Below are 23187 nucleotides of genomic sequence, written 5' to 3'. Positions count from 1 at the left end.
AGGAAGGGCGTCAATAGCTAATTTGAAAGGTGGTTAAATTACTTTTTCTTCCCTTAACCGTGCGATAGCAGAAGGGCTCATGTCCAGCTCACGCCTCAACACCTCTTCAGTGTGCTCACCTAGCAGGGGTGGGGCCTTGCGGTAGACTATTGGCGTGCGGGACAGCCTGATCGGGCTGGCTACCTGCTTTAATACACCCGCCAAAGGATGCTCTACCTCCACGGCCAACTCCCGCGCGAGCACCTGAGGATCCTGGAACACTTGCTCTAAATCATTGATAGGGCCGCACGGTACACCGGCACGCTCCAAGCACTCTACCCATTGCTGGGTCGTCCTGAAGACCGTCACCTGACGAATCAGAGGCACCAGCACCGATCGATTGGCGACCCGTGCCGCATTCGTGGCAAACCGTGGATCGTCTGCCCAGCCTTCGAAACCCGCCACATGGGCGAAACGACGAAATTGCTGGTCGTTGCCCACAGTAAGGATGATGTCGCCATCCGCCGTAGGGAAATCCTGGTAAGGCACGATATTAGGGTGCGCATTGCCTAACCGTTTAGGGGCCACACCAGTGGTGAGGAAGTTCATGGCCTGGTTAGCCAGGCATGCCACTTGAACGTCCAGTAGTGCCATGTCGATAGACTGGCCTTCTCCGCTAAGCTCTCGTTCGGCCAGAGCAGCCAGGATTGCAACGGTGGAGTAGAGGCCCGTGAGAATGTCGGTCAGCGCTACGCCCGCTTTAACCGGTCCCTCACCGGCCTCGCCGTGAGCGCGCCCTGTCAGGCTCATCAAGCCACCCAGCCCTTGCACGATAAAATCGTAGCCCGCACGAGTGGCATAGGGCCCGGTTTGACCGAAACCGGTGATAGAGCAATAGATAAGCCGAGGATTGGCCGCTTTTAACGACGCGTAGTCCAGCCCATACGCCGCCAGGCCACCTACTTTGAAGTTCTCGATCACGATGTCGGCTTTCGCCGCCAAGGCCTTTACCACTGCCTGGCCTTCGGGCCGAGTGAAGTCAATCGTCACAGAGGACTTATTACGGTTGGCGGACAAGTAATAAGCCGCCTCGCTGGTAGCATTGCCCTCGCCGTCCTTTAAGTAAGGCGGGCCCCAGGCGCGGGTGTCGTCGCCAGTGCCAGGGCGCTCTACCTTTATAACGTCCGCGCCCAGGTCCCCCAGTATCTGGCCTGCCCAGGGGCCGGCCAGCACCCTCGAGAGGTCCAGGACCTTCAAATGAGACAACGCCCCCATGACGGGCTACTCCTTAATAGAAGGCCTGAATACCCGTTTGCGCACGCCCCAGAATAAGTGCATGCACATCATGGGTGCCCTCGTAGGTATTCACCACCTCAAGGTTGACCAGATGCCTGGCTACGCCAAACTCGTCAGAGATGCCGTTGCCCCCAAGCATGTCCCGGGCCATACGGGCGATGTCCAACGCCTTCCCGCAAGAGTTGCGCTTCATGATGGAGGTAATCTCGACAGCGGCCGTACCTTCATCCTTCATCCGCCCCAGGCGCAGGCATCCCTGCAGGGCGAGGGTGATGTCAGTCTGCATATCTGCGAGCTTCTTCTGGACTAACTGCGTGCCAGCCAGTGGCCGACCGAACTGGTGGCGGTCGAGGGTATATTGCCGTGCTGTGTGCCAGCAGAATTCCGCCGCGCCTAGCGCCCCCCAGGAAATGCCATAACGGGCCGAATTAAGACAGGTAAAAGGCCCTTTAAGGCCGCGCACCTCAGGGAATGCGTTTTCCTCCGGCACAAAGACATTGTCCATCACGATTTCCCCCGTGATGGAGGCACGCAGGCCAACCTTGCCATGGATCGCGGGCGCACTAAGCCCCTGCCAGCCCTTTTCCAGGATGAACCCGCGAATATCGCCAGCGTCATCTTTAGCCCACACCACGAATACATCGGCGATTGGGCTATTGGTTATCCACATTTTGCTACCACTGAGGCGATAGCCGCCGTCGACTTTTTTAGCCCGGGTGATCATGGCGCCGGGGTCGGAGCCATGGTTGGGCTCGGTCAAACCAAAACAACCGATCCAATGACCGCTGGCCAGCTTGGGCAGGTACGTTTGCTTCTGCGCTTCGGTACCAAATTCGTTGATCGGAACCATTACAAGCGAGGACTGCACGCTCATCATGGAACGGTACCCGGAATCCACGCGTTCGACCTCGCGGGCGATGAGGCCATAGCATACGTAGTTCAAAGCACTCCCCCCATACTGCTCAGGGATAGTGGCGCCTAGCAGCCCCATTTCGCCCATTTCACGGAAAATCGCCAGGTCAGTGGTTTCATGGCGGAATGCCTCAAGCACACGTGGGGCGAGGCTCACGGAAGCGAACTGAGCTGCGCTGTCTCGCACCATGCGCTCTTCTTCCGACAATTGCTGATCCAGCAGCAAAGGATCGATCCAGTTGAAGCTTGCTTTAGCGGTCATGGCGCGTTGCCCTCGAAACCCGAATAAGTACGCAAGCCTAGTGCTCGATGCAGCAAGTCTCAAACGAGCTTTGATCAGGAGCTTGTGTTGATTTCTCACTCCGAAACGCGCACAAAGGCCTGACTCCCACAACAGGTCTTGACCCATGCGCAGGAAGATACCTAGTACCGCCGCATTGGTGTGCTTCGAGGCTGCTGCTCGACATGAAAGCTTTACCAAAGCCTCTGTAGAGTTATCACTGACACAGGGAGCTGTTTGTCGGCAGATCGCCGGGTTGGAAGCCTTCCTTAACGTCGAGCTGTTTCGCCGCTCCCGCCGAGGCGTAAAGCTTACTGAAGCGGGGCTGTCTTATAGCCGCCAAGTAGCAGGGCAGCTCGATGCTGTAGAGCGGGACACCTTGTCGGTCATGGGCCAGCAAGGCGCAGCCGCCATTGAGCTGGCAGTGGTACCTACGTTTGGCACGCGCTGGCTGTTACCCCGCTTGAAAGACTTCCAGCAGCTCCACCCCCAAGTAACCGTCAACCTGACCAACCGCACCCGCCCATTCATGTTCGCAGACACCCCCTTCGATGCCGCCGTGTATTGTGGTGACGGCGAATGGCCTGGCGCGCATGCTTACCGGTTGATGACAGAGTGCTCCGTACCTGTCTGCAGCCCCGCGCTACTAGGCGGTAATCCGGTAGCAAGCCCTTCGGCGCTAGCCCAGCAGCCGCTGCTACAGCAAACCACTCGCCCTTATGCCTGGCGCCAGTGGTTCGCCTCAACAGGCCTTCAAGTTCCTCGGGACCTGACAGGCCCACGGTATGAACTGTTTTCGATGCTTGCCCAAGCGGCCATCCACCAAATGGGTGTGGCGCTCATACCGCCTTTTCTGATTGAGCAGGAGCTCGCACGCGGGGAACTCATGATCGCTTATGAGCATGCCTTCTCCGACGCCCGCGCTTACCACTTGATAATCCCTGAGCGGAAGGTTGAATCTACTTCCCTGAAAGGATTCAGAGACTGGCTTATCGGTACAGCTCGCAACTATTCCTTAAAAGACTAGCAGCTATAACTTCAAGATCATAACAACCGAGAATAGCTGCTATAACTTTATTTATTCTTATCTTTAACCAAAAAAATAACACTTATAAAACAGTCGCTTAGAATTCAATAGCTCTTAGAATATAACGCTCTTAAAATTAACATCCATTGAGCAGTTGATTGCCAACTGCAGCCTATGCAGAATGCGGCAACGCGCCCTAGCTCAGCGATTTATATGCGTGCACTTGCAGGGCTACGTTCGCCTTATAAACGTTAAACACAATAACAGCTTCGGTTAGGAGATAGACCGTGCGTATAGGTGTTCCACTTGAGCGGCAGCCTGGGGAAACGCGAGTCGCCGCAACGCCAGAAACCGTCAAAAAGTTGGTTGCCCAGGGCCACTCGGTGTGGGTAGAAGCGGGTGCAGGCCTTGCCTCAAGTATTCCAGACATCGCCTACGAAATAGCGGGGGCGACAGTAGGCTCGGCCGCCGAAGTGTTGGCCACCCAACTTGTATTGAAAGTAGCGAGCCCTACTGCGCTAGAGCTTGAGCAGCTGGCACCGGGCACGCTAGTGGTAGGCATGCTTAACCCGTTCGATGCCGCCAACCTGCAGCGCTTGAATGCACGTGGTTTGACTGGGTTCTCTCTAGAGGCAGCGCCACGTACGTCACGTGCCCAGAGCCTGGATGTGCTCTCGTCCCAGGCCAACATCGCAGGTTATAAAGCCGTGCTATTGGCAACGCAGCATTACCCCCGGTTCATGCCCATGCTCATGACAGCAGCCGGTACGGTAAAAGCTGCAAGGGTACTGGTGTTAGGCGTAGGCGTAGCAGGCTTGCAAGCCATTGCTACAGCCAAGCGGCTGGGTGCGGTCATCGAGGCCTCGGATGTACGCCCAGCTGTTAAAGAGCAGATCGAATCGCTGGGCGCGAAATTCATAGACGTCCCGTATGAAACCGACGAAGAACGCGAGTGCGCGCAAGGCATAGGCGGCTACGCGCGCCCTATGCCTGCCAGTTGGATGCAGCGTCAGGCACTGGCCGTCCATGAACGGGCAAAACAGGCCGACATCGTGATCACCACGGCGCTCATTCCTGGCCGTCGGGCACCCACCTTGCTAAGCGCCGAGACCGTTGCCCAGATGAAGCCCGGTGCGGTGGTGGTAGACCTGGCAGCAGCTCAGGGTGGGAATTGCCCGCTCACGGTGGCCGATCAGGTAATCCACTGCAATGGCGTCACGCTATTGGGCCCTACCAACTTGGCAGCGCAGCTACCAGCAGATGCGTCTGCGCTATATGCCCGCAACCTGTTGGACTTTCTCAAGCTCATCGTGGGCAAAGACGGTGAGCCAGACATCAACCTTGAAGACGACATCGTCGCGGCATGCCTGATGTGCCGGGACGGCCACCTGCTGCGCAAGCAACCTTGAGGAGGTGCACCCAAATGGACGACCTGCTGATTTCCCATGGCATCTACAACCTGATCATCTTCATCCTGGCCATTTATATTGGCTACCACGTGGTCTGGAACGTCACCCCCGCGCTCCATACACCGCTAATGGCAGTGACCAACGCCATTTCGGCCATTGTCATCGTGGGCGCAATGCTGGCAGCGGCTCTCACCGTCACACCACTGGGCAAAGTGATGGGTACTGCTGCGGTTGCACTGGCGGCCGTTAATGTTTTCGGGGGCTTTTTGGTTACCCGACGCATGCTTGAAATGTTCAAGAAGAAAGTCAAAGCCGGAGTAGATGCCCAATGAGCATGAACCTGATCACCTTGCTCTATCTGGTTGCGTCGGTCTGCTTCATTCAAGCCCTTAAGGGGCTATCGCACCCCATCACATCGCGTCGTGGCAACCTCTTTGGCATGTGCGGCATGGCGTTGGCCGTCGCGACCACAGTCGTACTGATTTTCAAACTGGGCGCTGAGTTAGCCACTGCCGGCATCGGCTATGTACTGGTTGGCCTGCTGGTGGGAGGCACGGCGGGGTCAATCATGGCGCGCCGGGTAGAAATGACCAAGATGCCCGAGCTGGTAGCCTTCATGCACAGCATGATCGGGCTGGCTGCGGTCTTCATCGCTATTGCTGCCGTGGTTGAGCCTCAGTCACTGGGCATCGTGGCCCACTTGAGCGACCCTATTCCAACGGGCAATCGTCTTGAGCTGTTTCTAGGGGCAGCTATCGGGGCTATTACCTTCTCCGGGTCCGTCATTGCATTCGGTAAACTCTCAGGTAAATACAGGTTCCGGCTGTTCCAGGGTGCCTCGGTACAATTCAAGGGCCAGCACCTGATTAACTTGGTACTTGGCCTGCTCATGGTAGGGCTCGGGCTCACCTTTATCGTCACCGGCAGCCACTCAGCCTTTGCCTTGATGCTCGCCCTGGCCTTCGTAATGGGGGTACTGATCATCATTCCTATCGGCGGTGCGGACATGCCGGTGGTGGTGTCGATGCTTAATAGCTATTCAGGCTGGGCAGCCGCAGGCATCGGTTTTTCGTTGAACAACGCCATGTTGATCATCGCGGGCTCGCTGGTAGGGTCTTCCGGCGCGATCCTCTCTTACATCATGTGCAAAGCCATGAACCGGTCCTTCTTCAGTGTGCTGCTGGGCGGCTTTGGTAATAGCGCCGGTTCCAGCACCAGCGGTGGCAACCAGGAGGCCAGGCCGGTGAAATCCGGGTCGGCCGACGATGCCGGTTTCCTCCTAAGCAATGCCGACTCGGTCATCATCGTGCCAGGTTATGGGCTGGCAGTGGCCCGCGCTCAACATGCGTTAAAAGAGCTTACCGAGAAGCTTATCCATCACGGCGTGACCGTAAAATACGCGATCCACCCGGTCGCTGGCCGTATGCCGGGGCACATGAACGTATTACTGGCCGAAGCTGAAGTTCCCTATGATCAAGTCTTTGAAATGGACGAAATCAATGCTGAATTCGGCCAGGCTGATGTGGTACTGGTACTCGGCGCCAATGACGTGGTGAACCCGGCAGCAAAAAACGACCCGACATCACCGATTGCTGGCATGCCTATCCTTGAGGCGTTCAAAGCGCGCACGGTGATCGTGAACAAACGCTCCATGGCCAGCGGCTATGCCGGCCTGGACAACGAACTCTTTTATATGGACAAGACCATGATGGTTTTTGGGGACGCTAAGAAGGTGATCGAAGACATGGTCAAGGCCGTAGAGTAAGTAAGTGCGCCGCGCAAGCCCGAGCTGCGCGGCCCGACCTACGCGGCCCGACCTTACCGCTTTGGTAAAAGTGTTTTACAGCCAAACCCTCTGTTTAGAGCCTTTTCTTCGACCTTTGTAGGAGGCCATCAGCTGTGCTTGTTGAATAGACTGCACAGCCTGGTTTCGCGCAAAGAGGGTCTGCCCATGTACGCTGATCACATTCGTCTGCCGGCCCCTCACAGCAAAGTGATGCCCGCTTCCGAAGTTGCCGCCATGATTAAAGATGGCATGACAGTAGGCATGAGTGGCTTCACCCGGGCAGGCGAGGCCAAAGCCGTACCCGGGGCCTTGCCCGAACACGCCCGCAAACACCCGCTACAAATCACCCTGATGACAGGTGCAAGCCTGGGAAAACGATCTGGACAAGCAACTCACAGAAGCGGGCGTACTGGCACGACGCTTGCCACTTCAAATAGATGACACCTCAGTCGGCAACTCGGCCAGCTTTGCAATACTCGCCAAGCGCGTCATCGTTGAAATAAACCTCGCACAGCCTGCATCCCTATAAGGCTTGCATGACGTTTATATCCCCAGCTATCGCCCTCACCGGTCGCTATTCCAATCGTTGCTACGGGCACGCGAATCGGGGACCGCTATTTCTAACGATCCGGCCAAAATTGTCGGCATCGTTATCAGCAACCAATTTGATTCGAATTCCACCGTGCTGCCACTGGATGCAGACACCCAGGCCATTGCTGGGCAGTTGGTGAAGTTTTTCCAGCGAGGAAGTCAAACGCGGACGCCTCAGTCAATTCTACGCACGTTGCAGGCACACAAATGGTGAACGGTATCGGCGGCTCTGGTGATTTTACCGTAACGCACACCTTTCAATCTTTGTGACGAAATCCATAGCCAAAGGGGCGCTATCTCCAGCGTTGTGCCTATGGTGAGTATTGTTGACCATAGCGAACACGACATCGACATCCTCGTCACCGAGCAAGGGCTTGCAGACTTTAGGGGCCTGAACGGGCAATGGCCGTGATTACTCAGTGCGTTCACCCTAGCTACCGCCCGGCCTTGACCACTTATTTCGAAGCCGCCTGTGCCATCGGTGGGCACACCCCCATGTATTGCGTGACGCACTGTCATGGCACATCAACGCTGAAACACAGGGCCGAATGCTGATTGAATAACCTTTCCTCTATTTAGATGGTACTGAACAGTTTCAAGCCTGGTTCAGCTTTGCCACTGGTTTTTATAAAACTGTACTACTGTACTGGCCAAAATCGCTGTGAAGACCAAGCCTTTGCAGGTCTAACCGGTAAAAATGCACCAATACTGCGCAGACCAGTACAGAATGCACCATCCCGACCACTACAGTGGCTAAAAACAGATAACTGCATGCCAGTCTTAATAGGCAACTGTGCATGTAAATCTGTTCGTAAGGAGCGCATTATTTGCTCCATCAAACAGATCACTCTTAAATCCCGCCACAAGCGGAAGGATGTAAACCATGGAACGTACCCTGAGTTCCGGCCTGCGCTTCAAAGACACTACCAACGAATCCAAAGCTGCTTTGCCGCTGCGTGTACTTGCTAACGTAAGCCTCTGGCAGCGTCGCTTGGCCAGCCGCCATCAACTGGCTCGCCTCGATGCCCGCCTGTTGGCTGATGCCGGTATCAGCGAAGCCCAGCGCTACGAAGAGTTGAGCAAGCCTTTCTGGCGTTAAGCCTCTCAAGGCCGCACCAAAACCCGCCACTTCGATGGCGGGTTTTTTTCGTCTCGGATAAGGAAATAACAGTGTTATAAATTCTGATGTACTCCCGAACTGTTATGGTAAAGCGGCCTTTGAACCTTTGGCTGCCCCACGCTCTAATACAGCGCTTGTGGCCGCGTTTTGCTGGCCTTTATTGGGAGAGTTCACATGCACGCAGGTAAGCAATGGCTTTGCGCACTGGGCCTGGCCGCTGTAGGAGTAACGGGCGGGGCGCAGGCGTCCAGCTTCGTGGTTACAACCGACGCGGTCGTCCGGGCCGTGAATGCCAGCACCAATGCGACGTCGGATGTATCGTCGTCTTTACGTGATAACAAGATCGTTCAGCAAGCACGAGACGATGCGGCAAGCTTCGTTGCCAGTAATGGCGAAATCCGCGGGGCTCGGCTTGAAAGCGCATTAGCCTGGATACGCAACCAGATGCCCGAAGTGCGCGCGACCGATGCGCAATTGGCTCAGGCCATCCTTAGCAGTTGAAGCGGCTACCTGGCACAGACGGTCGAAGGGCGGCGCGGTTGGGCTAGCCCGCTGGCGCTTAACACGCTAGCCTGCTCCGCTTCGTTTGCAGCCGTGTAAGTGATATGCGCTATTTGCTTCTGCTTTGTGCCAGCGTGTTCTGGTTGCCGGTGGCCCAGGCGTTTGATGTCAGCACTCAAAGCCTCGTGGTCAGTGGCTATGTGACCAGCAAGGTCACCACCGCGCCCTTTGACAAAAAACTGATGATCGACGCACGCGACGATGCCGCAGCCTTTGTGGCCAGCCAGGGGCATGAGCGTGGTGCCTTGTTGGAAGCTGCGTTAAGCGCGTTGAGGCGCCAACACCCACGCATGCAAGCAAGTGACCTTGAACTGGCACAGGCAATCCTCGTCCAATGAGTCACTTTTTCACCTGCTTTCTGGAGAAACCATGCGCAACACCTTGATCGCTGTCACGCTAGGCCTGATCGCCTTGTCCGACGTGGCCCACGCCCAAACCATCGTTCAGACCAGCAACATCATCGTTCGCGCGTTTGGCCGGTCGATCGACTTCACTTCAGACACCACCACCTCTATCCGCGACTCTAAGGTTGTTTTACAAGCCAAAGACGACGCCGCCAGCTTCGTTGCCAGCGAGGGGGATATCCGTGGTGCGCAGTTGGAAGCCGCTTTCGCTACCCTTCGCTCGCGCTTGCCTGAAGCTCAGGGTGCAGACGACACGTCGTTGGCTGAGGCCATTCTCGCCCTGTGAAGACCTTGGTCGCCTGGCTGCTAGCCAGCGGCCTCGTATTCTGTAGCGTCGCTACCAACGCGGACTTACGGCTTTCGATTGATGCCTCTGAATTAACGCCTGATCAGCGCGCCGCGACTCAAGTGTTACTAGACGAGGCCATGGCTGCGCTGCCTCCCGCATTCATCACATCACTGGACCGCGAGGTGCATGTGAAATGGACAGCCCAGATGCCCCATGATGCCTATGGCCAGGCCTCACTGGTGTCTGACCTGGAGCTGAATCGGGCGCTACTGCCAAGCCTGGTCGACGGTACAGCGGCCAGCACCCCGACTGGGCGCCCGCACGCAACGGTACGCAGAGAGCTACTGGCGACCGTACTGCATGAGCTTACCCACCTCTATGACCGTGCGCGCCTATGGTCGCCCGGCGATCGCTCACGCCTCGCCCAATGCCATCGGCGCCAGTCCACCCTGGGCGTCGCCGGCCTGCCCGAAGCCTGTCGCGGCCAGACAGAACGGCGCTTTACATTAAGCGATGATCCTCGCCTGCTAGACCTCGCCGGCTGGCCACAAGCCGTAGGGCGCCGGGGTGACAGAGAGCAGGCCAACCGCCAGATCGCACGCAGCCCTGATACGTACGAAACCAGCAGCCCCAAGGAATTTATCGCGGTCAACATGGAGTACTTCCTGTTAGACCCCACGTACGCCTGCCGCCGACCTGAGCTGTACGCTTACCTGAAAAAACACTTCAACTGGGCGCCGCCCCAACCGTCACGCTGCCCCACAACCTTGCCGTTTCTGAATGCAGGCAGTGACTTTGGCCGCCAGCCGCTGGGCATGATCGACCCTGAACGGGTCTACCAGGTGGATTACCTGCTGGCCGAAGCAAACCAGAACTGGGTAAGCCGCTGGGGCCATAGCATGTTGCGGCTCGTCATCTGCGCGCCTGGCAGGCCACGTGGTCCAGATTGCCGCCTGGACCTTGAGTACAGCCTGGTGCTGTCTTTCAGAGCATTTGTTGATGACGTCCAGCTGTCTACCTGGGGTGGCCTCAACGGCGCCTACCCCTCACGGCTGTTCGTGCTTCCGCTGTCCCAGGTTATCGACGAGTACACCAAGACCGAGCTTCGCAGCCTGGCCTCGGTGCCCTTGACGCTGAACCGCAGTGGGATTGAAAACCTGGTACGCCATGCCGCCGAGTTGCACTGGAGCTACGACGGCAACTATTACTTCCTCTCCAACAACTGCGCGGTAGAAACCCTCAAGTTGCTACGCACTGGAACGGCTGAACCTCGCCTGCAGGGCTTGGATAGCATCGTGCCCAATGGGCTACTGACGATGCTTGAGACCCGCGGGTTGGCCGATGGCAGTGTATTGGAGGACAAGCGCGAAGCGCTGCGGCGAGGCTACCTGTTCGATTCATTTCGCGACCGCTATCAAGCGATGTTCAGCATCTTGCGCAAGCAACTGCCGGTGCCCCAGCAAACGGTAGAGGCTTGGCTGGAACAACCGGCACGCGACCGGCGCCGCTGGTTCGCACAGGCAGACCTGAGAACCAGCGCAGCGCTTCTACTACTGGAACAGGCCGGTAACCGTCGCGAGTTGCTGCTCGCCCAAGAGGAAGTGAAGCAGCGTTACCTTGGCGCCCGGGAAGCAGGTGATACCCGTGTAGGTAATGCCAACAAAACCCTACAGGCCATTCTGGCCAGTAGCGGGTTCCTCAGCAGGCCCGCAGAATTGCTAGATGCCAGTGGCTACGGGCTGCCCCAGGACAACGAGCTCAAGCACCTGGAAGCGGTCTCCAGTCAACGTCAGCAACAGTTGCAGCAGTTGAGCGTGGACCTGGACAAAGAGGTGCGTGCGTTGCTTACCCCGGCGCGGGCAAGCGCCATTGCTGCCAGCGAAGAAAACCTCACGCTCATTGGCGAGCACTTGCGGGCGCTGCATAAGGCAGGCGGCGGCTTCGTGTTGCCGTAAAGCGATACCGCACAGGTTGTGAGCCGCAACAGCACGCCTTGTTACAAACTACAGCCATGCCCTTACCCTCGCGAAAGCTCTGTGAAAGCCAAGAGGCTTAGCATCGGTGCGTACGGGGCGTCTTGCCCTGCATCAATAAGACAAAAACAAGAGACTCACCATGCTTACCTTCCTTGGCTTCGCCATGGTCGTGACGTTCATGTTCCTGATCATGACCAAACGGCTATCTGCGCTGATCGCTCTAATCATCATCCCTATTTTGTTCGCACTCTTCGGTGGTTTTGCCAGCAAGATCGGCCCAATGATGCTCGAAGGCATCACCAAGCTGGCGCCCACTGGCGTCATGTTGATGTTCGCCATTTTGTATTTCGCGCTAATGATCGACTCGGGGCTATTCGACCCTGCGGTTCGCAAGATCCTCAAGCTCGTCAAAGGCGACCCCTTGAAGGTGTCCATCGGCACTGCGGTACTGGCGCTGGTGGTCTCTCTGGATGGCGATGGCGCTACCACCTACATGATCTGTTGCGCGGCCTTGCTGCCGCTGTACAGCCGAATTGGCATGAGCCCGAGAATCATGGCGGGGCTGATCATCCTGGCAGGCGGCGTGATGAACATGACCCCTTGGGGCGGCCCCACGGCACGTGCTGCCAGCGCCCTGCACGTCGACCCTTCGGATATCTTCGTACCGATGATTCCGGCCATGGCCGCTGGAGTGCTCGCTATTCTGGCAATCGCCTGGTGGTACGGCAAACGTGAGCGGGCCCGCCTCGGAGAGCTTCACCTGCCCGGTGAGGGCCTGCCAGACAGTGATATCAGCGTGTCGCAGTTCCCGGAAGCACGTCGCCCCAAGCTGATCTGGTTCAACGGTGCGCTCACCCTTGGCCTGATGGTTGCCCTGATCAACGGGCTGCTGCCCTTGCCCGTGCTGTTCATGATCGCCTTCAGCATCGCGATGGTGGTCAACTATCCCTGCCTGCAAGCCCAGAAAGACCGCGTCGCGGCGCACGCCGGCAGCGTGCTGGCCGTTGTAGGTTTGATTTTCGCGGCGGGCATTTTTACTGGCATCCTGACCGGGACCGGCATGGTCGACGCCATGTCCAAAAGCCTGCTGGGCGTCATCCCGGACGCGCTAGGGCCTTATCTGGCGGTCATCACCGCCCTGGTCAGCATGCCTTTCACCTTTTTCATGTCCAACGATGCCTTCTACTACGGCGTGCTGCCTGTACTGGCCGAAGCGGCTTCGCATTACGGCATTTCACCGGTAGAAATGGCGCGCGCCTCGATCGTAGGCCAGCCGGTGCATTTGCTCAGCCCATTGGTGCCTTCAACCTACCTGCTGGTGGCATTGGCCGGTATCGAGTTTGGCGACCACCAACGCTTTACCCTGAAGTGGGCAGTGGTGGTATGCCTGTGCATAATGCTTGCCGCTCTGCTGCTGGGGATCTTTCCCCTGGCTGGTAGCCTCTAACCTACTACTGCCTGAGGCCGCGCCATGTGCGCGGCCCTGTTTATACAAAGGAACGCACAATGGAATGGTTAACCAGCCCTGAACTCTGGGTTGCCTTTTTCACCCTTACCGCGCTGGAGATCGTGTTAGGGATCGACAACATCATCATGATCTCCATCCTGGTCAGCCGTATGCCCAAGGAGATGCAGGCGCGTACGCGGCTGTTTGGTTTGGCTCTTGCCATGGTGACGCGGATCCTGCTACTGCTGTCCATTACCTGGGTAATGCGCCTCACATCCGACCTGTTCGTAGTCTTCAACCAGGGCATTTCCGGCCGTGACCTTATCCTGTTCTTCGGGGGCCTGTTCCTGCTCTGGAAGAGCGCCCAGGAGATCTACCATGGGATGGAAGGCGAAGAAGAGGGCGGTGGAGAGCCTTCAGGCAAAGGCGGCAATTTCATTTACACCATTATCCAGATCGCGATTATCGACATCGTGTTCTCGCTGGACTCGGTGATCACCGCCGTTGGAATGGTGTCCCATGTACCGGTGATGATCGCAGCCATCGTCGTGGCGGTCTTGGTCATGATGCTGGCATCGGGTACGATCAGCCGCTTCATCGACCAACACCCCTCCTTGAAAATGCTCGCGCTTTCATTCCTGCTGGTAGTAGGCACGGTCTTGATTGGCGAAGCCTTCGACGTGCATGTGCCTAAGGGCTATGTGTATTTCGCCATGGCCTTCTCGCTTGCGGTAGAAGCCATCAACATCAAGATGCGCACCAGCGTCGCTAAAAAGCGTAACCCACAGCCCTAGCGCCTCACTCGCTTGGCCAGCATTGCTGGCCAAGCAACCTCCACCCGTTATTGGATAACCAGGCCTAGGTGCTTTGCTGGGGCCGATAGCGGCCGCACGTCGTCGTAGTGAACGTGAACATCGTCGTCACTTGAGAGTCTCTTTGCTAGCGCAGGTCGCGCGTGACCCTTCCGAAAGCGCAAGGAAGCTTGTAATGCGTCGCATGTTGTTCGTTTGTCTGCTGTCGCTGTGTTTTCCCTGTGCGGCGCTGGATCGCCTGCAAGCGGAAGGGTACCTGTTGCCTAATGGGTTGCAGCTGCTGCTCAAGCCTGGCGCTGATCGGGCTCATGTTGCTATCCGTTTGGTGGTTGGGGTTGGCTTCAGTGACTTCAACTGCGCGGAGCAAGAAACCCCCCACCTGCTGGAGCATCTACTTTTCAGCGGCATTGATGAAACCGGGGAAGGTGGCCTGGAGGAGCGCATGCAAGCGCTGGGTGGCGAGTGGAACGCGTTCACTAGCGACACCGATACCACGTTTGTGATCGAAGCCCCCGCGCGTAATCAGCGAAAAGTACTGGACCTCTTACTGGCAACCATTACCCGCACTCAACTGACCGAAGAGCGCCTCACGACCGCCAGGCGCATTGTCGAGCGGGAAGATGGCGGTCATTACTCTCACTTGCAGCGGTGGCTGGACCACCAGGACCTTGGCAAGGATGCAAGCAATCAAGTGGCCGTCGAGTTAGGCCTGCGGTGTGCTGATCGCGCCTCTGCGGCAGGCTTGACCCTGGCGCAAGTTCAGGCCGTTCGCGATCAATGGTATGCGCCCAACAACATGACGCTGATCGTGGTAGGCGAACTGGATAAGCTGCTACCTGCCTATCTTGAGCGCACCTATGGCGAATTAAAGCCGGTTATGCCCAGCGACCATCAACCGCCTGCGCTGGAACAGCGGCCTGCCGAGCGCGAGCGGACGCTGACACGGGGCTGGATAGGTGATGCTGCGAAACTGCATTGGTACTTTGTCGAGCCTGACATAGACACCTTGCCGCCCGGCGTCTGGGACGTGCTACAGGCTTACCTGGATTGGGCGCTGTACAAAAAACTCAGGCTCGAAGCGGGTTTGTCCTATGGCCCCGGTAGCCAGAACGAACCCTTTGGCGATGCCACGCTCATGAGCCTCAACGCCGACCTGGATCGCGAAGACGTAGACCGTGCCAAAGCCGCCCTACAGGCGCTTACTCAACAGCTACGCGCTGAAGGCCTCGACCGAGCGACCTTCGAACGATTGAAAGCGTCTGCCATTGCCCACCTGGCATGGGCCGTACAAGGCGATAGCGGATTAGCGGATTATTACTGGGGTGCACTCAGTGATTATGAAGACGGTCGCTTTGCAGACCCTGCACAGGCGCTACGCGCCGTGACGCTGGCCCAAGCCAACGAAGCGGCGCGCCAGTTGTTCGCAGACCCGGGCTACTTACGGGTAGAAAAACCCCTTATGAGCTATGGCCAATTTCAATGGCTGATCGCGGCAGCAGGTGCGCTTGTAGCGCTGCTAAGCACCTTGGTGTGCGTCTGGGTGGTACGCCACCGTAGACGCTTGAGCGGCTAGGCACGTGACCTGCACTTGAAGCCGCTATCCTTTCCACCTTGGACCTGCCCATGCCGCCTACCATGAAGTCGCTGCCACCCCTTGTCCTAACCATCATTGCCCTGATCAAGCGCTACCCTGGCGTCGTGGCGGCCTTCGGCTTTTTTTCCGGCCTAGGCAGTTTTGTGTTGGTAGACCGACAAGCCAGCCTAGCCACACCTATCGCTATCCTGCTATTGGTGACCTGGGTCTGGCTGATGCTGGAAAACAGCTTCAACCGGTTATTCAGCCGTTTTTTCAAGCGGGAAATTCCTGCTCCACTGATGCGCTACGCAACACAAATGATCCACCAGGAAAGCCTGTTCTTCGTGCTGCCGTTCTTTTACGTCACCACTACTTGGAACAGTGGCCAGCTCGTCTTCACAGGCCTGCTGACAGTCGCCGGGCTGGTCTCGATCGTAGACCCTCTGTACTACCACTGGGTGGCGCCGCGGCGCTGGCTGTACCTGACTCTGCACACCTTTACGCTGTTTGCAGCGATGCTAACGGCCATGCCCATCATCCTGCACCTCACCACGGCCGAGACCTTCAAGATTGCTCTGGTAGTTGCCATGGTGTTGTCCTTCCCAAGCCTGGCCGCAAGCGTGCCGTTAAAGGAGTGGCGCAGGGGCGTAGGGCTGCTGGTGCTTACACTAGCGATCGGAGGGGCTGGTTGGGTACTGCGCACCTGGGTGCCACCCGCTACGCTCTGGATCACCGAAGACGCGATTACCCTAACACTGGACGATAAAACCCGATCTCCGGGGGCCAGCCTTGACCAGCTAAGCGTGAGCCAGGCTCAAGGCGGGGTGTTCGCCTACACGGCTATCAATGCGCCCCGTGGGCTGGACGAGCGGATATTCCACGTATGGGAGTTCAACGGCAACGAAGTTGACCGCATTGCGCTGGACATTCATGGCGGGCGCAAGGAAGGCTACCGGGCCTGGACCCGCAAGCAAAACTTCCCACCCAACCCTGCAGGCCATTGGAAAGTGCGCGTAGAGACCGAAGACGGCCAGATCATCGGCGCCCTACGCTTTACCATCACGGCCAATAGCGGGCCAGCTGCCAGCGCCGAGGCTCAGGCGAAGAACCAGTAGCACACAGCAATAGCACTGACTACGCCTGCAAGCTCCGCCAACAATGCACAGCCCACGGCATGGCGGGCCCGCTGGATACCAACTGCGCCAAAGTACACCGCCAGTACATAGAAGGTGGTTTCAGTACTGCCTTGAATGGTCGCCGCCACCAAGGCCGGGAAGCTGTCCACGCCTTTGTTCTGCATGGTTTCGATCAACATTGCGCGGGCAGCGCTGCCTGAGAACGGCTTCACCAGTGCAGTAGGCAGCGCATCCACGAAGCGGGCATCGAGCCCCGCCCATTGGACAGCTTGGCGGATACCCTCCAGCACCAGGTCCAAGGCGCCCGAGGCGCGCAGTACGCCCACGGCACACAGCATGGCGACCAAGTAAGGTAGCAAGCCCTTGGCCACGTCAAAGCCTTCTTTAGCGCCTTCCACGAAGGCCTCATAGACCGCCACCCGGCGCAGTGCGCCAATGACCAGGAACATCACGATGAGCCCGAAGAGGGTGAGGTTACCCAACAGCGAGGACAGGCTAGCCACCGCCGTGGCTGACAGCCCTGCCAGGAAAGCCATGAACCCACCTAGTACGAGCGCGCCTGGCAGTAAATAGGCGAGTACCACAGGGTCCCAGATCCGCAGCCGCTGCATGAAGGCCACTGACAGTAGGCCCACGAGGCTTGACGCGCTGGTGGCCAGTAATATGGGCAGGAACACCATGGTGGGGTCCGGCGCGCCTTGCTGGGCGCGGTACATAAAGATCGTGACCGGTAGCAACGTCAGGGACGAGGCATTGAGCACCAGAAAGAGAATCTGGGCATTGCTGGCAATGGCCGGTGAAGGGTTCAATTCCTGCAACACACGCATGGCTTTCAAGCCAATAGGGGTAGCGGCGTTATCCAGCCCTAACGCGTTGGCTGCAAAGTTCATGGTAATCAGGCCAAGCGCCGGATGGCGGCGGGGTACGTCAGGCATCAGGCGCGCAAACAGCGGGCCTAGCAAGCGCGCGAACCAATCCACGATGCCGGCTTTCTCGGCAATGCGTAGAAAGCCCAACCACAGGGTAAGCGTGCCGAACAGCAACACCATGACGTCTACGGAGAGCTTGGCCATGTTGAAGATGGCTTCGACCATGGCAGCGAACACTGCGCTATTGCCCGCAATTAGCCACTGGGCCAGGCCGGCTACCGCCGCAACCAGAAAAAAGCCAAGCCAAAGCCCGTTTAGCATTGCAACCCCCTGCACGTTGGAATGCCGGCATCATAGTCGGCGAACGCAGAGGCGGCTACGGCCAGGTGGTTAACCTGGCCTTGCGAGGATTTACCGACGCGTCAAGGGCTCGCCTTGGGTATGCCCACTGCGCCAATGGGGCAAGCTGTTCCAATAGCGGGCACCCTTTGCATCGTCGTACATACCTTCCCAGCGCGAGATGACCAGCACTGCCAACGCGTTACCGATTACGTTGAGCGCCGTGCGGGCCATGTCCATGATGCGGTCCACACCGGCAATAAAGGCCAGGCCTTCCAGCGGTATACCCACACTGCCCAAGGTCGCCAGCAGCACTACGAACGACACCCCTGGCACGCCTGCAATGCCCTTTGAGGTCACCATCAACGTGAGCACTAACAGAATCTGCTGGCTGATAGGCATATCGATCCCATACAGCTGGGCGATGAACAGCGCGGCAATACTCTGGTAAAGGGTAGAACCGTCCAGGTTGAACGAGTAGCCGGTCGGCACGACGAAGCTGCTGATGGCCTTAGGCGCACCATAGGCCTCCATCTTTTCGATGACGCGTGGCAGCACGGTCTCGGAGCTAGCAGTGGAGTACGCCAGTATCAGCTCATCTTTGAAGACGCGGATCAGCTTGAGCACTGAGAACCCAAACACCTTGGCAATCAGCCCCAGAACACCCAAGGCAAAGAACAGGATAGCGGCATACACCAGTACCACCAGCTTAGCCAGCGGTAACAAAGACGCGAAACCAAAGTTGGCCACGGTCACGGCAATCAATGCGAATACGCCGATTGGGGCGTAATTCATGATCATTGCCGTGACCTTGAACATGGTCTCTGAAATACCTTGGAAGGTACGTACCAGCGGCTCACGGGTCTCTGAGGGGAGGCCGGAGAGGCCCAAGCCGAACATGACCGAGAAAAAGATGATAGGAAGCATCTCGCCACGGGCCACAGCGGCAAAAATGTTCGACGGGATCAGGTTCAGCAGCGTGGCTACCAAAGCATGGTCATGCTGCACCTCGGCGGTAGTTTTCTGGTATTGGGAGATATCCACAGTCCCCAACGTACTCATGTCGATACCACTGCCCGGATGTACAAGGTTAGCCAGCACCAACCCTACAAGGATGGCGATGGTCGTGACCACTTCGAAGTACAGGATCGTTTTTAAACCAATGCGCCCCAGCTTCTTGGCGTCACCTACGCCCGCAATCCCCACAATCAGGGAGGAAATGACAATGGGCACCACGATCATCTTGATCAACCGGATGAAGATATCGCCGGCCGGCTGCAGCACGTTGGTAATCCACCACGTTTTTTCACTACCCATATGATTGAGGACAGCACCGAGCGCAATACCCAGTACCAGCCCAATAAGAATTTGCCACGCAAGGCTGAGTTTTGGCTTTGTCATTATTTAGCTCTTGAGTCAGGTTCATCGAGGCCATGTGAGTTGTCACATGCCGATGGGCGCAGCCGGGGGATTAACCACAGCAGCAAGCGGGGGACTATTAGGGGGTAAATGCCTAGCGTCTAATGCCTGATACGCCTATGTCATGCCGTTTCGGCATGGAAACTATGCCTGAATTAAGCGCTTGCACAAGGCTTGCGTTACAGATTCGGCATACCGAACAAAAACCGAGCTACTTTAAGGCATCGCCACGGGTTGCCGAATACAACGTTCGGATTACCGAACGCCTGGCGGCAGATAAATCACCACGGGATCAGCGACGAGCGGCCACAAAAAAGCCCCGCTGCAAACGTTTGCCCTTGAAGGGCGCTGGCTTGCAGCGAGGCTTTTTACCTGACCCGGCTCTTGCGGGGGCACTCCATGTACCCCTAGGTCACTCCAGCGCTATCGCTAGAACATCCCAGCCCCCTGGTCATGCATAGCCTTCTTCAGGCCGTGCAGCGGGGGAACTTCAACACCCTAGGCTCAATACCACTTAGGGTCGTTTTTCAGTTGCTCCCTTAACATCGTTTGCAACCCTTCACTTGGATTACCCAGCCAGCGATAGTCCGCATGCGTAGAAGGGTCTTTACCTTCCGGTAACGCACTTGGGACCCTTGCCCACAACACATAGTCGTGGGATTTATCCCAACTGAACGCTACGATCACGCGGTTGTGCAGGCAATCATCGGCTTTCTCACACGCCTGCCCAACCAAGTATTTGTTGCCGTCTTCCGTGACGGTGGTCATAGGTGAAGAAGCGCCGGAGAGGTTTAAAATCCACTCGGGCAAACGTTCCTCTTTCCTCACGGCGTTCTGCCATGCCTTACGTTACTGGGTATCTGTTGCAATCAAGTTACTGACACGGCTCTGCCCATCATTATCAGCAAAAGCCGGAATAGCGACCGCCAAGGCAGCCGCTATTACCAGGTTTGCGAAGACACCTTTCACGTCACGGGCGCCCACGGCGGCCGAAGAAGAACGACACCACGAACAGCACCAGGAAGATAACGAACAGGATCTTGGCGATACCTGCAGCCGTACCGGCGATGCCGCCGAAGCCCAATACAGCAGCGATGATTGCGATGATCAGGAAGGTAATGGCCCAACTCAGCATGGTGATACTCCTTTATAGTGTGGTGCGGTTGACCATCAGAATACCCAGTGAGTTTCAGTTGGCCGGTGGAACTGGTCACTCTCTTCCACAGGTTGCAGGCGATTGGCCTGGTTTGCCTGTACAGCAGAGGCACTAACGGCATTCATTACCGGTGCCTGCATGGCGCGCATCGTGTGGATGAGCGGCTCTGCCGGCTGTGTCCAGTAGTTGTATTGCTGTGTGCCAAGAAGGGTGAACATCAGTGCCAACGTCGCAAATAGGCCCTGGCGAACAGGGTTTGCAGCCATGAAAGAGATCGCTGCGCTGCGTTGATTGGCCTGTTTCATGTTCACCCCCTTCAAAACGGATGGCATCGACAAGGATGCGCTATGAAGGGGTTATTGCAGAGGCCATGCCAGGTTTTAAATTGTAGGAAAAGTCTTATATTTCGCGGGTTTGCACGTGATATTTAGCAGCTGATAACGAGCAACCTGCACGATGCCTCCGCTGCTCTCGGGCGTTTTGCACGATGGCTGTTATTCAGGGCTGTATTGGGGCTGTAACCTTCAACAAATCTGCATCCACACCACGTACCCCGCGTAACCTGCGAGCCACTTCCATGGCCTGCCTTTTATGCGCAGCACTGGTAACGTCTCCCGACATAGTCACCATCCCTTCCCGTACTTTGATATCCACCCGGGACGCATCGAGGTTGCGATCGTTTTGGAAGCTGATAGCGACCTTGTTGGCGATCCAGGCATCACTGACTGCCGGGTCCACGCCTCTGGCCTTGACTTGAGCATGGGTAGTGCCCGTATCAGCGGCACGCAGGCTAATGAGGTTGTTCACCACGATCGCGCCCTGTGTGTCAGTGGCCAACATACCGGCCCACTCTTTCGCGTCAGCCGTCGCCGCCTGCCCCTTGAGGGTCACCACACCGCCTTGCACGCTCACTTCAATAGGTGACGTTGCAGTGTCTGTGTTCCAGGCCAAACGTCCGCCGATCATTGCCGCGAGCGTGTAGTCATCCAGTTGGATCTGCTGCGGCGTCTTTACGGCAGGCCGTTCACCCAAGCTGGGGTCCAGTGTGAGTTGGTTATCAATCGTACTGGCGCCGCTTACCGCTTGAGCGATATGTGTCGCCAATGCTTTGTCTTCGTTGGTTTCCACGGCGCCCGACAACGTTAGCCGGTTACCCCGTGCCTCGATTGTAATCGGAGCGTTGCCTAACCGGCCGTTAAGCACGAAGGCCATCGAAGCTGCGCCTTCATGACGTGCATCCGCCAATGCGTCGGCCTGGGCAAATCCTATGTGGCTATAGGCAACACCGCACACCAGCAGCGCAAACGTCGATGTATTCAGTGTCTGGGTCAGTCTACTCATCATTACTCCGCAGCTAGCGCTACCCTACGGGCAGTAAAATCATTCAGAATTGACCTTGCAACTTGCCCGATAATTCTCGGACTAAGAGAAGATCTTTTTTACAGGAGCGTAGGAAATGGAATCTGGTGCGGATCATCAAGGCCGTATTTTGCTGGTTGATGATGAAGCTGCCATCCTTCGCACCTTCCGCTATTGCCTCGAAGACGAAGGCTACAGCGTAGCCACGGCGAGCAGCGCGGCCCAGGCCGAAGCGCTGTTACAACGGCAGGTGTTCGACCTCTGCTTTCTAGACCTGCGGCTCGGCGAAGACAACGGCCTCGACGTTTTGGCGCAGATGCGCATGCTTGCCCCCTGGATGCGCGTCGTCATCGTCACCGCGCACTCGGCAGTGGACACTGCGGTGGATGCGATTCAGGCAGGGGCAGCAGATTACCTGGTCAAGCCGTGTAGCCCGGACCAGCTGCGCCTGGCCACGGCCAAGCAACTGGAAGTGCGCCAGCTATCCCAGCGGCTCGAAGCGCTCGAAGGGCAAATCCGTAAGCCTAAGGACGGCCTGGACTCACATAGCCCGGCCATGATGGTGGTGCTTGAGACCGCCCGCCAGGTGGCTAATACCGACGCGAACATTTTGATTCTTGGCGAATCCGGGACAGGCAAGGGCGAGCTGGCTCGCGCCATACACGGCTGGAGCAAACGCGCCAAAAAGGCCTGTGTAACTATTAACTGCCCGTCGCTCTCAGCGGATTTGATGGAAAGCGAGCTGTTCGGCCACAGCCGTGGTGCCTTCACCGGTGCCAGCGAAAGTACCTTGGGCCGTGTCAATCAGGCAGACGGCGGCACCCTGTTCCTTGATGAGATCGGTGACTTCCCCCTGGCGCTCCAGCCTAAACTGCTGCGCTTCATCCAGGATAAGGAATACGAGCGCGTAGGCGACCCGGTGACCCGCCGTGCCGATGTGCGCATCTTGGCGGCCACGAACCTGAACCTCGAAGATATGGTCAGGGACGGTCGGTTCCGTGAAGACCTGTTATACCGGCTAAACGTGATCACGTTGCACCTGCCGCCACTGCGCGAGCGCAGCGAGGACATCCTGATGCTGGCAGACCGTTTCCTTGCCCGCTTCGTCAAGGAGTACGCCCGGCCTGCGCGCACTTTTAGCGAAGAGGCACGCTCTGCGCTCTTGAACTACCGCTGGCCAGGCAATATTCGCGAGTTGCGCAACGTGATCGAACGAGCAAGCATCATTTGCCCGCAGGAGCGCGTCGATGTAAATCATTTGGGCATGGCCGAGCAGCCTGTGAATAATGCCCCGCGAGTAGGCGCCGCGCTGAGCCTGGACGAGCTGGAAAAAGCCCACATCGGGGCCGTATTGGCCAATAGCGATACCCTCGATCAGGCAGCCAGGACACTTGGAATAGACGCCTCCACGCTGTATCGCAAACGTAAGCAATACAACCTGTGA

The 23187-nt window shown here is 57.4% G+C and carries 21 protein-coding genes and 2 pseudogenes; 15 read left to right on the top strand and 8 right to left on the bottom strand.

Features of this window, described 5'->3' with window-relative positions:
• Positions 1–33: 33 nt before the first annotated feature.
• Both AC4LE2_RS00455 and AC4LE2_RS00450 read right to left on the bottom strand, forming a co-directional pair.
• Positions 34–1254: a CaiB/BaiF CoA transferase family protein gene (locus AC4LE2_RS00455; RefSeq protein ID WP_491823329.1), complete on the bottom strand. Its 1221-nt coding sequence runs from the start codon at positions 1252–1254 to the stop codon at positions 34–36.
• Between the two features lie 13 nt (positions 1255–1267).
• On the bottom strand, positions 1268–2449 hold the full coding sequence (locus tag AC4LE2_RS00450) for an acyl-CoA dehydrogenase (RefSeq protein ID WP_491823327.1): 1182 nt from the start codon (positions 2447–2449) through the stop codon (positions 1268–1270).
• A 145-nt stretch (positions 2450–2594) separates the two neighbouring features.
• Here AC4LE2_RS00450 and AC4LE2_RS00445 point away from each other — a divergent pair, with 145 nt between their 5' ends.
• From AC4LE2_RS00445 to AC4LE2_RS00380, 14 genes and pseudogenes are all read left to right on the top strand, one after another.
• The gene (locus tag AC4LE2_RS00445) at positions 2595–3494 is read left to right on the top strand and encodes a LysR family transcriptional regulator (RefSeq protein WP_491823325.1); all 900 of its coding nucleotides are present in this window, start codon (positions 2595–2597) and stop codon (positions 3492–3494) included.
• A 287-nt stretch (positions 3495–3781) separates the two neighbouring features.
• Complete coding sequence (locus tag AC4LE2_RS00440) at positions 3782–4903, top strand: Re/Si-specific NAD(P)(+) transhydrogenase subunit alpha (RefSeq protein ID WP_491823323.1); 1122 nt, start codon at positions 3782–3784, stop codon at positions 4901–4903.
• A gap of 14 nt (positions 4904–4917) precedes the next feature.
• Complete coding sequence (locus tag AC4LE2_RS00435) at positions 4918–5235, top strand: NAD(P) transhydrogenase subunit alpha part 2 (protein ID WP_491823321.1); 318 nt, start codon at positions 4918–4920, stop codon at positions 5233–5235.
• On the top strand, positions 5232–6668 hold the full coding sequence (locus AC4LE2_RS00430; protein WP_491823319.1) for an NAD(P)(+) transhydrogenase (Re/Si-specific) subunit beta: 1437 nt from the start codon (positions 5232–5234) through the stop codon (positions 6666–6668). Before AC4LE2_RS00435 ends, AC4LE2_RS00430 begins: the two co-directional genes overlap by 4 nt.
• A 231-nt stretch (positions 6669–6899) precedes the next feature.
• A pseudogene (locus tag AC4LE2_RS00425) lies at positions 6900–7843 on the top strand (acetyl-CoA hydrolase/transferase C-terminal domain-containing protein).
• A 320-nt stretch (positions 7844–8163) separates the two neighbouring features.
• Positions 8164–8379 carry a DUF1127 domain-containing protein gene (locus AC4LE2_RS00420; protein WP_491823317.1) on the top strand — a complete coding sequence of 72 codons (216 nt, stop codon included), beginning with the start codon at positions 8164–8166 and terminating at the stop codon, positions 8377–8379.
• A 195-nt stretch (positions 8380–8574) separates the two neighbouring features.
• On the top strand, positions 8575–8901 hold the full coding sequence (locus AC4LE2_RS00415; RefSeq protein WP_491823315.1) for a DUF2388 domain-containing protein: 327 nt from the start codon (positions 8575–8577) through the stop codon (positions 8899–8901).
• A 104-nt stretch (positions 8902–9005) separates the two neighbouring features.
• Positions 9006–9299: a DUF2388 domain-containing protein gene (locus tag AC4LE2_RS00410; protein ID WP_491823313.1), complete on the top strand. Its 294-nt coding sequence runs from the start codon at positions 9006–9008 to the stop codon at positions 9297–9299.
• Positions 9300–9330: 31 nt separating this feature from the next.
• Positions 9331–9651 (top strand): DUF2388 domain-containing protein, encoded by a 321-nt coding sequence (locus AC4LE2_RS00405; protein WP_491823311.1) that lies wholly within the window; start codon positions 9331–9333, stop codon positions 9649–9651.
• Positions 9648–11609 (top strand): DUF7844 domain-containing protein, encoded by a 1962-nt coding sequence (locus AC4LE2_RS00400; RefSeq protein ID WP_491823309.1) that lies wholly within the window; start codon positions 9648–9650, stop codon positions 11607–11609. Before AC4LE2_RS00405 ends, AC4LE2_RS00400 begins: the two co-directional genes overlap by 4 nt.
• A 160-nt stretch (positions 11610–11769) precedes the next feature.
• A complete protein-coding gene (locus AC4LE2_RS00395; RefSeq protein ID WP_491823307.1) occupies positions 11770–13077 on the top strand; it encodes a CitMHS family transporter in 1308 nt (435 codons plus the stop codon).
• 59 nt (positions 13078–13136) lie between these two features.
• The gene (locus AC4LE2_RS00390) at positions 13137–13871 is read left to right on the top strand and encodes a TerC family protein (protein ID WP_491823305.1); all 735 of its coding nucleotides are present in this window, start codon (positions 13137–13139) and stop codon (positions 13869–13871) included.
• Between the two features lie 193 nt (positions 13872–14064).
• Positions 14065–15462: a M16 family metallopeptidase gene (locus AC4LE2_RS00385; RefSeq protein WP_491823303.1), complete on the top strand. Its 1398-nt coding sequence runs from the start codon at positions 14065–14067 to the stop codon at positions 15460–15462.
• 62 nt (positions 15463–15524) lie between these two features.
• A complete protein-coding gene (locus AC4LE2_RS00380; protein ID WP_491828012.1) occupies positions 15525–16580 on the top strand; it encodes a DUF5924 family protein in 1056 nt (351 codons plus the stop codon).
• On the opposite strand, the gene AC4LE2_RS00375 is transcribed toward AC4LE2_RS00380, so the two are convergent.
• From AC4LE2_RS00375 to AC4LE2_RS00350, 6 genes and pseudogenes are all read right to left on the bottom strand, one after another.
• Positions 16562–17791: a nucleoside recognition domain-containing protein gene (locus AC4LE2_RS00375; RefSeq protein WP_491823301.1), complete on the bottom strand. Its 1230-nt coding sequence runs from the start codon at positions 17789–17791 to the stop codon at positions 16562–16564. The genes AC4LE2_RS00380 and AC4LE2_RS00375 overlap by 19 nt on opposite strands.
• Positions 17792–17881: 90 nt before the next feature.
• The gene (gene gltP / locus AC4LE2_RS00370; RefSeq protein ID WP_491823299.1) at positions 17882–19210 is read right to left on the bottom strand and encodes a glutamate/aspartate:proton symporter GltP; all 1329 of its coding nucleotides are present in this window, start codon (positions 19208–19210) and stop codon (positions 17882–17884) included.
• Between the two features lie 522 nt (positions 19211–19732).
• Positions 19733–20197, bottom strand: a pseudogene (locus AC4LE2_RS00365) (inhibitor of vertebrate lysozyme family protein).
• 1 nt (position 20198) lies between these two features.
• Entirely contained in the window at positions 20199–20363 is a 165-nt protein-coding gene (locus AC4LE2_RS00360) for a DUF1328 domain-containing protein (protein WP_040260491.1), read from the bottom strand.
• A 35-nt stretch (positions 20364–20398) separates the two neighbouring features.
• Complete coding sequence (locus AC4LE2_RS00355; RefSeq protein ID WP_491823297.1) at positions 20399–20689, bottom strand: hypothetical protein; 291 nt, start codon at positions 20687–20689, stop codon at positions 20399–20401.
• Positions 20690–20882: 193 nt separating this feature from the next.
• A complete protein-coding gene (locus AC4LE2_RS00350; protein ID WP_491823295.1) occupies positions 20883–21725 on the bottom strand; it encodes a BON domain-containing protein in 843 nt (280 codons plus the stop codon).
• Positions 21726–21840: 115 nt separating this feature from the next.
• Here AC4LE2_RS00350 and algB point away from each other — a divergent pair, with 115 nt between their 5' ends.
• On the top strand, positions 21841–23187 hold the full coding sequence (gene algB / locus AC4LE2_RS00345; protein ID WP_491823293.1) for a sigma-54-dependent response regulator transcription factor AlgB: 1347 nt from the start codon (positions 21841–21843) through the stop codon (positions 23185–23187).

This window comes from Pseudomonas sp. 9.3L (genome assembly GCF_058536285.1).
This window is presented reverse-complemented; position numbering and strand designations above follow the sequence as displayed.

Bases quoted from the DNA above. Each gene is read 5' to 3' on its own strand.
- algB (WP_491823293.1), top strand. From the start codon at position 21,841: ATGGAATCTGGTGCGGATCATCAAGGCCGTATTTTGCTGGTTGATGAT.
- AC4LE2_RS00430 (WP_491823319.1), top strand. From the start codon at position 5,232: ATGAGCATGAACCTGATCACCTTGCTCTATCTGGTTGCGTCGGTCTGC.
- AC4LE2_RS00455 (WP_491823329.1), bottom strand. From the start codon at position 1,254: ATGGGGGCGTTGTCTCATTTGAAGGTCCTGGACCTCTCGAGGGTGCTG.
- AC4LE2_RS00350 (WP_491823295.1), bottom strand. From the start codon at position 21,725: ATGAGTAGACTGACCCAGACACTGAATACATCGACGTTTGCGCTGCTG.
- gltP (WP_491823299.1), bottom strand. From the start codon at position 19,210: ATGACAAAGCCAAAACTCAGCCTTGCGTGGCAAATTCTTATTGGGCTG.
- AC4LE2_RS00415 (WP_491823315.1), top strand. From the start codon at position 8,575: ATGCACGCAGGTAAGCAATGGCTTTGCGCACTGGGCCTGGCCGCTGTA.
- AC4LE2_RS00410 (WP_491823313.1), top strand. From the start codon at position 9,006: ATGCGCTATTTGCTTCTGCTTTGTGCCAGCGTGTTCTGGTTGCCGGTG.
- AC4LE2_RS00445 (WP_491823325.1), top strand. From the start codon at position 2,595: ATGCGCAGGAAGATACCTAGTACCGCCGCATTGGTGTGCTTCGAGGCT.
- AC4LE2_RS00390 (WP_491823305.1), top strand. From the start codon at position 13,137: ATGGAATGGTTAACCAGCCCTGAACTCTGGGTTGCCTTTTTCACCCTT.
- AC4LE2_RS00360 (WP_040260491.1), bottom strand. From the start codon at position 20,363: ATGCTGAGTTGGGCCATTACCTTCCTGATCATCGCAATCATCGCTGCT.
- AC4LE2_RS00355 (WP_491823297.1), bottom strand. From the start codon at position 20,689: ATGAAACAGGCCAATCAACGCAGCGCAGCGATCTCTTTCATGGCTGCA.
- AC4LE2_RS00450 (WP_491823327.1), bottom strand. From the start codon at position 2,449: ATGACCGCTAAAGCAAGCTTCAACTGGATCGATCCTTTGCTGCTGGAT.
- AC4LE2_RS00380 (WP_491828012.1), top strand. From the start codon at position 15,525: ATGAAGTCGCTGCCACCCCTTGTCCTAACCATCATTGCCCTGATCAAG.
- AC4LE2_RS00435 (WP_491823321.1), top strand. From the start codon at position 4,918: ATGGACGACCTGCTGATTTCCCATGGCATCTACAACCTGATCATCTTC.
- AC4LE2_RS00405 (WP_491823311.1), top strand. From the start codon at position 9,331: ATGCGCAACACCTTGATCGCTGTCACGCTAGGCCTGATCGCCTTGTCC.
- AC4LE2_RS00395 (WP_491823307.1), top strand. From the start codon at position 11,770: ATGCTTACCTTCCTTGGCTTCGCCATGGTCGTGACGTTCATGTTCCTG.
- AC4LE2_RS00385 (WP_491823303.1), top strand. From the start codon at position 14,065: ATGCGTCGCATGTTGTTCGTTTGTCTGCTGTCGCTGTGTTTTCCCTGT.
- AC4LE2_RS00420 (WP_491823317.1), top strand. From the start codon at position 8,164: ATGGAACGTACCCTGAGTTCCGGCCTGCGCTTCAAAGACACTACCAAC.
- AC4LE2_RS00375 (WP_491823301.1), bottom strand. From the start codon at position 17,791: ATGCTAAACGGGCTTTGGCTTGGCTTTTTTCTGGTTGCGGCGGTAGCC.